This window comes from Sphingobium sp. SG1, assembly GCF_057063145.1.
Map to the genome: position 1 here is coordinate 67,662 of NZ_JBVVOJ010000010.1, position 12,474 is coordinate 80,135.

The 12,474-nt window shown below is 64.2% G+C and carries 13 protein-coding genes; 4 read left to right on the forward strand and 9 right to left on the reverse strand.

Annotated elements, in window-relative coordinates; all coding sequences use genetic code 11:
* Window positions 1–80 precede the first annotated feature (80 nt).
* From AC0KVN_RS19355 to AC0KVN_RS19370, 4 genes are all read right to left on the reverse strand, one after another.
* Window positions 81–488 carry a hypothetical protein gene (locus AC0KVN_RS19355; RefSeq protein WP_435567704.1) on the reverse strand — a complete coding sequence of 136 codons (408 nt, stop codon included), beginning with the start codon at window positions 486–488 and terminating at the stop codon, window positions 81–83.
* A gap of 51 nt (window positions 489–539) precedes the next feature.
* Entirely contained in the window at window positions 540–911 is a 372-nt protein-coding gene (locus tag AC0KVN_RS19360; RefSeq protein ID WP_097382644.1) for a hypothetical protein, read from the reverse strand.
* A gap of 20 nt (window positions 912–931) precedes the next feature.
* Window positions 932–1,954: an SRPBCC family protein gene (locus AC0KVN_RS19365; protein WP_435567703.1), complete on the reverse strand. Its 1,023-nt coding sequence runs from the start codon at window positions 1,952–1,954 to the stop codon at window positions 932–934.
* A gap of 61 nt (window positions 1,955–2,015) precedes the next feature.
* Window positions 2,016–2,561 (reverse strand): GbsR/MarR family transcriptional regulator, encoded by a 546-nt coding sequence (locus tag AC0KVN_RS19370; RefSeq protein ID WP_010337179.1) that lies wholly within the window; start codon window positions 2,559–2,561, stop codon window positions 2,016–2,018.
* 149 nt (window positions 2,562–2,710) lie between these two features.
* On the opposite strand from AC0KVN_RS19370, the gene AC0KVN_RS19375 reads away from it, so the two are divergent.
* The 3 genes from AC0KVN_RS19375 (at window position 2,711) to AC0KVN_RS19385 (ending at window position 5,093) form a co-directional block, all read left to right on the forward strand.
* The gene (locus AC0KVN_RS19375) at window positions 2,711–3,868 is read left to right on the forward strand and encodes an alanine racemase (RefSeq protein WP_435567702.1); all 1,158 of its coding nucleotides are present in this window, start codon (window positions 2,711–2,713) and stop codon (window positions 3,866–3,868) included.
* Entirely contained in the window at window positions 3,868–4,254 is a 387-nt protein-coding gene (locus tag AC0KVN_RS19380) for a RidA family protein (RefSeq protein ID WP_435567701.1), read from the forward strand. Before AC0KVN_RS19375 ends, AC0KVN_RS19380 begins: the two co-directional genes overlap by 1 nt.
* Window positions 4,255–4,325: 71 nt before the next feature.
* A complete protein-coding gene (locus AC0KVN_RS19385; RefSeq protein WP_435567700.1) occupies window positions 4,326–5,093 on the forward strand; it encodes a ThuA domain-containing protein in 768 nt (255 codons plus the stop codon).
* Between the two features lie 36 nt (window positions 5,094–5,129).
* Here AC0KVN_RS19385 and AC0KVN_RS19390 read toward each other — a convergent pair whose 3' ends face one another.
* A complete protein-coding gene (locus tag AC0KVN_RS19390; protein WP_161730354.1) occupies window positions 5,130–6,431 on the reverse strand; it encodes a dicarboxylate/amino acid:cation symporter in 1,302 nt (433 codons plus the stop codon).
* A 194-nt stretch (window positions 6,432–6,625) separates the two neighbouring features.
* Between AC0KVN_RS19390 and AC0KVN_RS19395 the strand changes: the two genes are divergently transcribed.
* Entirely contained in the window at window positions 6,626–7,993 is a 1,368-nt protein-coding gene (locus tag AC0KVN_RS19395) for a M20/M25/M40 family metallo-hydrolase (protein WP_333883735.1), read from the forward strand.
* Window positions 7,994–8,111: 118 nt separating this feature from the next.
* Here the strand turns inward: AC0KVN_RS19395 and leuA are convergent, their stop codons facing one another.
* The 4 genes from leuA to ilvC form a co-directional block, all read right to left on the reverse strand.
* Complete coding sequence (leuA, locus tag AC0KVN_RS19400; RefSeq protein WP_097382649.1) at window positions 8,112–9,785, reverse strand: 2-isopropylmalate synthase; 1,674 nt, start codon at window positions 9,783–9,785, stop codon at window positions 8,112–8,114.
* A 230-nt stretch (window positions 9,786–10,015) separates the two neighbouring features.
* The gene (locus tag AC0KVN_RS19405) at window positions 10,016–10,621 is read right to left on the reverse strand and encodes a YceI family protein (RefSeq protein WP_435567699.1); all 606 of its coding nucleotides are present in this window, start codon (window positions 10,619–10,621) and stop codon (window positions 10,016–10,018) included.
* Window positions 10,622–10,625: 4 nt separating this feature from the next.
* Complete coding sequence (locus tag AC0KVN_RS19410; RefSeq protein ID WP_037507477.1) at window positions 10,626–11,246, reverse strand: YceI family protein; 621 nt, start codon at window positions 11,244–11,246, stop codon at window positions 10,626–10,628.
* 144 nt (window positions 11,247–11,390) lie between these two features.
* Window positions 11,391–12,410, reverse strand: a complete 1,020-nt coding sequence (gene ilvC / locus AC0KVN_RS19415) for a ketol-acid reductoisomerase (protein WP_004211826.1) — start codon at window positions 12,408–12,410, stop codon at window positions 11,391–11,393.
* Window positions 12,411–12,474: the final 64 nt, after the last annotated feature.

Here is a 12,474-nt window from a genome sequence, read left to right on the forward strand (position 1 = left end):
CGAACGCCAGTGGGACATATTGTTATGAGATGCAATCAGTATAGCGGGGCATGGTTCAATAGGACAGGGGCGTGGAAATACTATTCCGGCGTGTAGGCCAGCCAGCCGCTGAGGCCGCTGGTGGCGATCAGGGCAAAGCTCAAATCGGGGACTTCCCCCAGTAGGTCGCAGCCATAAGCCACGCCGAAGCCGATGGCGGCACCGGCGAGCAACCAGAAGGCGCGGGGGGCAAAAAGGGGACAATGATATGCCAGGACGCGCATCGACGTCGTCCCGATGATGATCGGGATGGCGGCAACCAAGGGGCCGAAGATCAACGCGAAGAGCAATATGAGGGGCAGGATGACGAAAATGCGCCAATCCACCGTGATCGCATCGGGTATGCGGCGATAGAGATCGGCGGCCAGATAGAGTGTCATGAACAACGGGCCGGCGGTCAGGATCGCGCGGGCGGCGCCGCGAAGATGGGCAGGATCGGCATGGGACATCGGAACCTCCCGGAAAGGGGGAAGGGTGGGGCGCACCCTTCCGGCTGGCGATCAGGCGGCCTGGGGATGGCCGTCGTGCAGCCAGCCATTCACCTTGCGACCGAAATGGGCGATCGCGCCCATGTTGAAGAAATGCATGCCGCCCAGCACCAGCACGGCGAGGCCGATCTTGGCGCTGAGGAAGCGGATCGTTTCGGCATAGCTGGTCGGTTCCTTCCCCAGGCTGAGGGTCAGGGTGATGAAACCGATGTTGACGAGATAGAAGCCGACGACGAGCAGATGGTTGGTCGAGCGGGCCAGTTGCGCATCATGGCCGAAACATTGGGTCAGGAAGACCTCGCCATTTTTAGACAGGGTCCGCGCGACCCAGATGGTGATGGCGAGCGTGATGACCAGATAGAGGGCATAGGCGGTTTCAACCATGGTTCATCTCCTTTTGGCAGTCAGAGGATGGCGGGCGTGATCGGCCTTTCGGCGCGCTGCTTGACGAGGGCGAGCAGGTTCTTTTCGATGTCGCCCAGGAAGATTTCGCCCCACAGCCGGGAATAGCCATTGACCGGGGTCTGCATCCAATAATGGGTGTCGATGATGACGCGGGTGTGGCCGGGGCCGGCCGGTTCCATGCGATAGCCGCCGGTCGTCACCTTGAAATAGGCGCTGTCGGGCATCAGGTGCCGGTCGGTGAACTGCCAGGCGTCGAGTCCGCGAAAATCGAAGCGCCAGCCGATGCTGCGGCCCGGTTGCCAGTCGATGATATGTTCGCGAAACCGCACCTGCCGGCCCCAGTCGGCCATGCGGACTGCGCCGATCCCTTCGCCCAGCATATGGGCGCCGAGCGGACGGGGTATGCCCAGCACATCCTGGGTGAAGGTCCATGTGCCGTCGCCCGGCCGGACATCGGGAATGCCGCGGAGCAGCGGCCAGATCCGGTCCGGACTGGCCTCGACGATGATCGAGCGACTGACCGTGGCGGTGGCGTCGGGCAGTGGGATCATCGGTTCGACCTGCATCGCGATCAGCGGCATGGCGAGCACCGCCATGCAATAGCTGGTGCCGCGATCGCCCGCGCGGCCGCGCAACCGGTAGGTGGCATAGGCGCCGGCCAGGCCGCTGGCGATCCAGAGCGGGGCGAGCATGACGATGCAGATCACCCCTTCCTTCAGCACCGGGACGGACAGGAGGATGGTCGCGCCCAGCAGCCAGAGCGGCATCGTCATATAATAGCGGCGCGACCGCTCTGCCCATGGATCGCCGACATAGGCAACGAAAGCGGTGAGCGCAGCCGGCAGGAGCAGCAGGAAGGTGAAGCTGACAAGGCCGTTCACGCGGGTAGCGTCGAGCAGCAGATAGACGGTGATCGCAAAGGCCATGGCCAGCGCGACGGCCGAGGCGATGCGCAGCGGCGCCGACCCGGTGCGGACGGGCGGGTCAATGGGATCGGGCTTTTCGTCGTTTGTGTCAGACATTTCTGTAAACTCCGAAATAGCTGGGCGCGATCGGGTGTCAGGGCGCATCAATCAGCAGCGACTAGTCCTTGCTCTTGCCGGTGGGAATGAAGCGGGCAATTTTGTTGCCGAGCTTCATGAGGGCGATCAGGGTCGACTTGGGCAGCTTGTTGACCTGCTCATACCAGTTGCCGAGCGTCGACATGAATTCATGCATGCGGGTGATGCGCTCGCGTACATGGGGCGGGCAGCTTTCATCCCTGGCGAGCCGCTGGGCGAGGTCGTTCAGCAGGGCGATGGTTGGGTCGATCTCGCGCCGCTTGCGCTCGGCAGCGATGCGGGTGAGCATTTCCCACAGATCGGTTTCCGCGACGAAATGGTCGCGCCGGTCGCCCTCTACATGGACCCGGCGGACGATCGCATAGGATTGCAGTTCCTTGAGCGCGGTCGAGACATTGGAGCGGGCAAGGCCGAGCTGGTCGACAATCTCGTCAGCGGGCAGGGGATGGTCCGACAGATAGAGGAGTGCATGGACCTGGCTGACCGACCGGTTGACGCCCCATTGCGTGCCCATCTCACCCCAGTGGAGCAGGAACGCCTTGGCATCGGGATGGTCGAGAAGTGGCATGACATTCCTTTCTGTAAAAACAGAAATAACGGAATGAAAAGAGTCGGGCAAGGGGGCGGTGACGGCGGAGGAAAAATCGCTGAAATCCGTCGAGCCCGTTGAAAAGCCGCGGTATCTCGGCAATCTGCGGATCAGCAACGGAGCCCCTTATGTCAGCCCTTTCCAACGATCCCTCTTCTCTCGATAGTTTGCCGACACCCTGCCTGGTGCTGGATGCGGACCGGATGGATCGCAACATTACGCGGCTGCGCGCGCATCTGGACGGGCTGGGCGTGGGGATGCGGCCGCATCTCAAGACCGCCAAGTCGGTGGAGGTCGCGCAGCGGCTGATGCCGACGGCGCAGGGGCCGGCGACGGTATCGACCCTGCAGGAGGCGCGCCGCTTTGCGGCGGCCGGGGTGCGCGACATTCTCTATGCGGTCGGCATCAGCCCGGCCAAATTGCCCGAGATACTGGCGCTGCGGGCGCAGGGCGTGGACCTGGCGATCGTGCTGGATTCGGTCGAGCAGGCTGAGGCGGTCGCGGCCGCATCGCGCGCGGCCGGTACCGCCATTCCGGCGCTGATCGAGATTGATTGCGACGGCCATCGGTCGGGCGTGCAGCCCGGCGATGCGGCGCGGTTGCGCGCGATCGGCTCGGCGCTGGCGCAGGGCGGCGCATTGCGCGGCGTGATGACCCATGCCGGCGGCAGCTATGGCGCGCGCGGCGCGGCGGAACTGCGCCCCTGCGCCGATGCCGAGCGGGATGCCGTGCTGGCGGCGGCGCGGACCTTGAAAGAGGCGGGACATGACTGCCCGGTGATCAGCGTCGGATCGACCCCGACCGCGCATCATGCCACGGACCTGAGCGGCGTGACCGAGGTGCGCGCCGGCGTCTTCGTCTTCTTCGATCTGGTGATGGCCGGGATCGGCATCTGTTCGGTGGACGACATCGCCCTGTCGGTGCTGGCGACGGTGATCGGGCATCAGCGGGACAAGGGCTGGATCTTGGTCGATGCCGGCTGGATGGCGATGTCGCGCGATCGCGGCACGGCGAAACAGGACGTCGATCAGGGCTATGGCCTAGTCTGCGACCGGGACGGGCGGCCCTATGGCGATCTGGTCCTGGTCGATGCCAATCAGGAACATGGCATCATCGCGCTGCGGCCGGGGGCATCCGGCGCTCTGCCGGACCTGGCGGTGGGTGATCGGGTGCGGATATTGCCCAATCATGCCTGTGCCACCGGGGCGCAGCATGATCGCTATCATGTGGTGCGGACCGGCAGCGATGCGGTGGAAGCGGTCTGGCCGCGATTTGGAGGATGGTGATGGACGTGCAGCGGATCGAGACCGACAAGGCGCCGGCGCCCGCCGGCCATTATGCGCAGGCGACGATTGCCAATGGCTTCGTCCTCGTATCGGGGCAATTGCCGGTGGTGGCAGGGCAGGGGCCACGCAGCGACCTGTCGTTCGAGGATCAGGCGCGGCTGGCGATCGGCAACATGCTGGCGATCCTGGCAGAGGCAGGATGCGGGCCGGAACGGATCGCGCGCGTCACCGCCTATATCGTGGGCGTCGAGAATTGGCCGCGTTTCAACGGCATCTATGCCGAGATGATGGGGGATGCCCGGCCGGCGCGCACGGTAGTGCCGGCGCCCGAACTTCATCATGACTGCCTGGTCGAAGTGGACGCGATCGGCCTGCTGCCGGGCTGACTACGACCATGGGAGCGCTATCTTTCCGTCGCCGCCTGTCCTAGCGATAGGCGAACGAAGGAGACAGGCGGATGAGAAACAAGGCCGGGGCGCTCATCGCCCTGCTGGCGCTGTCGGTGCCCGCAGCGGTGCAGGCGGAGGACCAGTATAAGCTGCTCGTCCTCGCCATCCCGAACAAATATCATTATGAATATATACCGATCGCGCGCGACAGCCTGGAGCATCTGGGCAAACTGCATGATTTCAGCTTCACCTGGGCCAACAATACGTCGGTCTTCGACGGCGATCTCAGCCAATATGCGGCGGTGATGTTCCTCAACACGCCGGGCGAGGAACTGACCCCAGCCCAGCGCGCGAGGTTCGAGGAATATATGCGCGCGGGTGGCAATGCCATCGTCGTGCATCGCGCGCTCATCACGCCGCCGGGCGAATGGGCCTGGTACGAGAAGATGGTCGGGCGCAGTTTCGTCATCCATCCGATGGTGCAGACTGCGGTGGTGACGCCGACCGACAAGGGATTTCCCGCCACCTATGGCCTGCCCGATCGCTGGGTCTGGACCGACGAATATTATGTCGCCGCCAACCCCTATAAGGTGACGATCCATCCGGTGCTGAATGTCGAGGAAAGCAGCTACGACCCGACCAAGATCTGGCCGGGACAGGTGGCGAAACCGATGGGGCGGGAGCATCCCGTCGCCTGGTATCATGCTTATGAGAAGGGGCGGGTGTTCGTCACCACGCTCGGCCATAATGGCGAGATGTATCGCGATCCGCGCTATCTCGACCATCTGATGGGCGGCATCTACTGGACGGCGACCGGGCGCGGCCAACTGCCCTGACGGCGGCGCGGAACGCCCGCGCCGCCCGGTTTTCGATCAGGCGGCGACCAGTTCGCCTTCGCCATAATAGGCGCTCTCGTCGAGAATGCCCTCGCGCTTGGCGACGATCACGCCGACCAGCACCTGGCCCGCGACATTGACGGCGGTGCGGCCCATGTCGAGGATCGGGTCGATCGCCAGCAGCAGGCCGGCGCCTTCGAGCGGCAGGCCGAGCGTCGAGAGGGTGAGGGTCAGCATCACGATCGCGCCGGTCAGGCCGGCGGTCGCGGCCGAGCCGATGACCGAGACGAAGACGATCAGCACATAGTCGATGAAATGCAGCGGGATGCCATAGAAGCCCGCAACGAAGATCGCTGCCAGTGCCGGATAGATGGAGGCGCAGCCATCCATCTTGGTGGTCGAGGCGAGCGGGATCGCGAAGGCGGCATAGCCCTTGTCGACACCCAGCCGCTCGGTCACGGTCTCGGTCACTGGCAGGGTGCCGACCGACGAGCGCGAGACGAAGGCGAGCTGGATCGCCGGCCAGGCCTTGGCGAAGAAGGGGCCGGGCTTCAGGCCATTGGCGATCAGCAGCAGCGGATAGACCGCCAGCAGGACGAGGCCGAGGCCGAGATAGATGGCGGCGGTGAAGGTGCCGAGCTGCGCCAGCGCGCTCCAGCCATAGGTGGCGATCGCGGTGCCGATCAGCGCGGCCGAGCCGATCGGCGTCAGGCGGATGACCCAGCCCAGGATCGCACGGACGACGGCGAGCAGCGAGCGGACGAAGGAGAGGAAGGGCTCCGCCTTGTCGCCGACCTTGAGCGTGGCGAGGCCGACTGCGATCGAGATGACCAGCAATTGCAGGATGTTGAACGAGATGCTGGTGCTGGCGCTGCCGTCGCTGATCTTGGTGCTGCCCGACAGGGCCAGGCTGTTGCCGGGGACCAGGCCTTTCAGGAAATCGAGCCAGCCGCCGACCGAATCCGCCTTGCCCATGGCGAGCGCGGTGCCGTGCAGGCCCGCGCCCGGCTGCACGATCAGGCCGATGGCGAGACCGATGCTGACCGCGATCAGCGCGGTGATCGCGAACCAGAGCAGGGTCTGGCCGGCGAGACGGGCGGCATTGTCGAGCGCGCGCAGATTGGCGATCGACGCGACGATCGCGGCGAAGACCAGAGGCGGCACGATCGCCTTCAGGAGCGAGACGAAGATCGACCCGACCGTCTTGAGCGTGGTCGCGAGCCAGTTGAGGTCGCCATCGGGGCCTGCGCCGATCTGGCGCGCGACGAGACCGAGGGCAAGGCCCACGACCATGCCGAGCAGAACCTGGAAGCCGAAGCTGCGATAATTGAGGGCCATGATGGCATTTTTCCTTTGGACGACCGGCGCGCTATATCGGATGGCATCTATCCGATTGCGCGCAAGCAATTCTTTCAAGGGGTTCAGTGCGGATAAGGTGGCCCTCTTTCCGCGCGCCGTTCGATCAAACGCATGGAACGGCGCGATCCGCTATGCCACAATCGCCGCTCGGGTCCATCAGGGAGTATAAATATATGCAATTGCGGGGGATATTGCTGGCAGGGGCGATGCTGGCAATGCCAGTCGGGGCGCAGGCGGCAGCAGATGCCGGCGTGGCCAAGGAGATATTGAAGCGATCGGTCGCCTTCAAAACGGTCGAGGGCGCGGGGCAGGTGCCGGCGCTCGCGGCCTATTATGCGTCGGTGCTCAAGCAGGCGGGCTTTGCCGATGCCGATATCGTCATCACCCCGATGGGCGAGACCGCGACCCTGGCGGCAACGATCAAGGGGCGCGATCCCAGCCTGAAGCCGATGCTGATGATCGGCCATATGGACGTGGTGGCGGCCAACCGCGCCGACTGGACGCGCGATCCCTTCGTCCCGGTCGAGGAGGATGGCTATATTTTCGGGCGCGGATCGGAAGATAATAAATATGACGTGGCGATGATGGTCGCGACGCTGGCGCAGCTCAAGAAGGAGGGCTGGACCCCGCGCCGCACCGTCATCCTACTCTTGTCGGGCGACGAGGAGACCAACATGGTCACCACCAAGGCGCTGGCGGCCAAGTACAAGGATGCCGAGCTGCTGCTGAACGGCGATGGCGGCGGCGGCCTGCTCGACGAGAGTGGCAAGCCCGTCCTCTACCAATTGCAGGCGGGCGAGAAGACCTATGCCGATTTCGAGATCGGCTTCACCGATCCGGGCGGCCATTCTAGCGCGCCCACGCCGGGCAATCCGATCTATCGGCTGGCCAAGGCGATCGACCGGATCGCGGCCTATCAGTTTCCGCCGATGATCAACGAGTTGACCAAGGCGTCGCTCAGCCTATCGGCGCAGCGGATCGGCGGCGATGTGGGGGAAGCGATGCGCCTCTATGCCGCGACCCAGGATCCGGCCTCCGCGGAACTATTGTCGAGCCGACCGGAATTTGTGGGGCAGGTGCGCACCACCTGCGTCGCGACCATGCTGTCGGGCGGCCATGCGCTCAACGCTCTGCCGCAAAGTGCCAAGGTCAGCGTCAATTGTCGCATCTTCCCCGGCGTGAAGATCGACGATGTGAAGGCGCAACTGGTCAAGGTGGTGGATGATCAAAGCGCGACCTTCACCACGCTGAACGACCCGACCGGCAGCGATGCGTCGCCGTTGCGCGACGATGTGGTGAAGGCCGTGGCCGCCGCGATCAAGGCGCGATCGCCGGCGATCACGGTGATGCCGGGCATGTCGGCCGGCGCGACCGACAGCCTTTATTTCCGCGCGCTGGGGGTGCCCAGCTATGGCGTCTCCAGCCTGTTCATGAAGGCCGAGGACGGCTTTGCCCATGGCCTCAATGAACGGGTGCCGGTGGCGGGCATCGCCGCATCACTGGCCCAGTGGGACAGTGTGGTCCGGGCGCTGGCCAAGTAACGGCTATCTTTAATCCGTTCGGGCTGAGCGAAGTCGAAGCCCGACACTGAGCGAAGCGAAGTGGCCTCCCGATGGTCGGCCGTGCCCTTCGACTTCGCTCAGGGCGAACGGATGGATATCAGCCCCGCACGGCCACCGCATTGGCGGCCGAGAGGACGGCCTTGACCGATGCGGTCGCCACGTCGCTGTCGGTGCCGATGCCGAAGACGGTGCGGCCATCGGCGGTACGGCATTCGACATAGGCGGCGGCGTTCACGTCGGTGCCGGCGCCGATGGCGTGTTCATTATAGTCGGCGACCTCCAGCACCACGCCCAGTTCGTCGCGCAGCGCGGCCAGCACCGACGAGATGAGGCCGTTGCCACGCCCCGAGATCGAGCGCTCGCCGCCTTCATGGACGATCTTGCCGGTGAATATGCGGTCGCCAGCGCTGCCGCTCTCATGATAGTCGATCAGGCTATAGGCCTGGTCGCCGGTCTGATGATAATAGTCGTCGAACGCGGCCGAGATGTCGGCGGCATTGAGTTCGCGGCTCGACTGGTCGGCCAGCGCCTGCACCACCTTCGAGAAGTCGGCCTGCATCCGCTTGGGCAGCTTATAGCCCTTGTCCTGCTGCAGCACCCAGGCGACGCCGCCCTTGCCCGACTGCGAATTGACGCGGATCACGGCTTCATAGTCGCGGCCCAGATCCTTGGGGTCGATTGGCAGATAGGGGACGTTCCAGAACAGGTCGTTGCGCGCTTCCTGCGCGGCAAAGCCCTTCTTGATCGCGTCCTGATGCGACCCCGAGAAGGCGGTGAACACCAGTTCGCCGGCATAGGGATGGCGCGGGTGGACGGGCAGCTGGTTGCAATATTCAACGGTCTGGATGACTTCGTCGATGTCGCTGAAATCCAGTTCGGGGTCGATGCCCTGCGTGTACATGTTGAGCGCGACGGTCACCAGGTCGCAATTGCCGGTGCGTTCGCCATTGCCGAACAGGCAGCCTTCGACGCGGTCGGCGCCCGCCATGATGCCCAGTTCCGCGGCGGCGACGCCGGTGCCCCGGTCATTATGGGTGTGCAGCGAGATCACCACGCTGTCGCGGCGCGAGATGTTGCGGCAGATCCATTCGATCTGGTCGGCATAGATGTTGGGGGTCGCGCACTCAACGGTGGCAGGCAGGTTCAGGATCAGCGGCCGTTCCGGCGTCGGCTGCAGGATGTCCATCACCGCCTCGCAGCATTCCAGGCTGAAATCCAGCTCGGCGGTCGAGAAGGTTTCGGGGCTATATTCGAAATGCCAGTCGGTGTCGGGCATCCGCGCCGCATTGTCGCGCAGCAGCTTGGCGGCGTTGATCGCGATCTGCTTGATTTCCGGGCGTTCCATCTGGAACACGATGTTGCGCCAGGCCGGCGAGATCGCGTTATAGACATGGACGATCGCCTGCTTCGCGCCACGCAGGCTTTCGAAGGTGGTGGCGATCAGATCCTCGCGCGCCTGGGTCAGCACCTGGGGCATGACATCGTCGGGGATGGCGCCTTCCTTGACCAGGCCCGAGATGAAGTCGAACTCGGTCGCGCCGGCGGCGGGGAAGCCGACCTCGATCTCCTTGACGCCGACCTTGACCAGCAGGTCGAAGAAGCGGCGCTTCTTTTCCGCATTCATCGGGTCGATCAGCGACTGGTTGCCGTCGCGCATGTCGGTCGACAGCCAGCGGGGCGCCTTGGTGATGACCTTGGACGGCCATTGGCGATTGGGCAGGTCCACCTGGGGGAAGGGGCGGTATTTCTGCGAAGGATCTGTCAGCATCATGGGATCAAACTACTTCCTGGCTCGGGACGCTATGGCGCGCTCCGGGGTACGACTTGACTGTGATGAATGCCCTTAGGCGGATCGACGCTGCCCTTAGCCGGAAGGCAGCACAAAAGCCACGCCTAAGGGCGTGTAAGTCGTAGCAGGGTAAGAAGCGCGACGCTCTGCATGATGCTGTCCCCATAAACGCGGACGGGAGGAGCGTAAAGCCGTTTCTTGCGAAAGGGGCGTCAGGTGCGACGGAAAATTGCGTCGATGGTCAGGTCGACCTTGTCCGACACGAAGGGGCGGCCAAAGCCCATGCCATAATCGCTGCGCTCGACGGTCATGCTGCCGGTGAAGTGAAGGGTGGCGATGCCGGGCGCTTCGTCGGGCGTGACGCCGGTCAGCTGGACGGACAGGGCGACCGCGCGGGTCTGGCCATGCATGGTGAGTTCGCCGGGAATGATCGTCGCGCCGTCGCTGCCGGCCAGCGGCGCGTCCCTGGCGGTAAAGCGAACGGTCGGAAAATGGGCCATGTCGAAAAAGCTGTCGCCTTTCAGCATGGCGTCGGTCGAAGCATCGCCCGTGGTCATCTTCTCGACCGGGAAGCTGATATCGACGTTGGCCCGTTCAGGCCGGGTGGGGTCGATCATCACCATGCCCTCGGGCTGGGCGAAATCGCCTTCATAGCCGCCAACCAGGGCCTTTACATGGAAGTGGACCCTGGTCGCTGCGCCATCCACCAGATAGTGGCCCGGCGCATAGAGCGCAGGGCCGCCATCCGGACTTGCCGCCGCCGGCCCACACGCGATCACGCTCAGAAGCAGGATCGCGCGGGTCGGGCGGGGGATCATCGCATCACTTCTGGAAGGCGACGATGATCTTCAGTTCGACATTGTCGCCGACGACGGGGACGAAGCCGCCCATGCCGAAATCGCTGCGCTTGATCGTGCCGGTCGCGACGAAGCCGACATTTTCCTTCTTGTTCATCGGGTTTGCACCGGCGCCGTAGAATTCGGCATCCAGCGTCACCGGCTTGGTGATGCCCTTGATGGTCAGGTTGCCGGTGATGTCCGCGCCGGTCGCGCCGTCGGGCTTCACGCCGGTCGACACGAAGGTCGCGGTCGGGAACTTGGCTGCGTCGAAAAATTCGGGCTTGGCGAGATGCTCGTTCAGCGCCGGGATGCCGGTGGTGAGGTTGGCGATCGGCAGGGTGATCGACACCTTCGAAGCCGAGAGGTTGGCCTTGTCCAGCGTCAGCGTGCCGGTCGGCTGGGTGATGACGCCCATATTGTTGGTGAAGCCCATATGGTCATAGGCGAAGACGATCTGGGTGTGGCTGGGTTCGACGCTATAGGTGCCGCCGGTGACCTTGGCGACATCCTTGCTGCCGGGGACGGCCATCGGGGCCTGGGCGATGACAACAGTGCCGCCGGCGACCGCGATCAGGGCAGCGGCAGAGATCAGATATTTGCGCATGGGAAACGCTCTCCAAAAGCATTCAAGGGACGCAGCACAGAATATGCCACGTCCCTCGATTGTTCCAGAGGCGTAACCGGAAACGGATCGTTCCGGTTTGCCGCTATTTCTCCCCTCCCTTTTTAGGGAGGGGTTGCTATCCGCTTAGTTCTTGTCCTTGTTGACCAGCTTGTTGGCGCCGATCCAGGGCATCATGGCGCGCAGCTGCGAACCGGTCTTCTCGATCTGGTGGGCGGCAGCCTGCTTGCGGCTGGCCTTGAGTTCGGGCTGACCGGCGCGGTTGTCGAGGATGAAGTCCTTGACGAAGCGGCCCGACTGGATGTCGGCCAGAACGCGCTTCATTTCCTTCTTGGTTTCCTCGGTGATGATGCGCGGGCCGGTCTTGATGTCGCCATATTCGGCGGTGTTCGAGATCGAGTAGCGCATGTCGGCGATGCCGCCTTCATACATCAGGTCGACGATCAGCTTCAGCTCGTGCAGGCACTCGAAATAGGCCATTTCCGGGGCATAGCCGGCTTCGACCAGGGTTTCGAAACCGGCCTGGACCAGCGCGGTGGCGCCGCCGCACAGAACGGCCTGCTCGCCGAACAGGTCGGTTTCGCATTCCTCGCGGAAGTTGGTTTCGATGATGCCGCTGCGGCCGCCGCCGACGCCCGAAGCGTAGGACAGGGCGATGTCATGGGCGTTGCCGGTCGCGTCCTGATGGACGGCGATCAGGCAGGGGACGCCGCCGCCGCGCTGATATTCGCCGCGCACGGTGTGGCCGGGGCCCTTGGGCGCGATCATGATGACGTCGATGTCGGCGGGGACTTCGATCAGGCCGAAATGGATGTTCAGGCCATGGGCGAAGGCGAGCGCGGCGCCGGGGCGCAGATTGCCCTTGATGTCGGCTTCATAGATGGCGGCCTGATGCTCGTCGGGCGCCAGGATCATCAGCACGTCGGCCCACTGGGCGGCTTCCTTGTTCGGCAGCACCTTGAAGCCGGCGCCTTCGGCCTTCTTGGCGCTGGGCGAACCGGGGCGCAGCGCGATGGCGACTTCGGCAACGCCGGAGTCGCGCAGGTTCTGCGCATGGGCGTGGCCCTGCGAGCCATAGCCCAGAATGGCGACCTTCTTGCCCTTGATCAGGCCGATGTCTGCGTCGCGATCGTAATAAACCTTCATTGGAAAACCCCTTCTCGTCCCCCCATGCAGGGGGCGTTAGACAATAGTGGTGGAAAGAAACGCC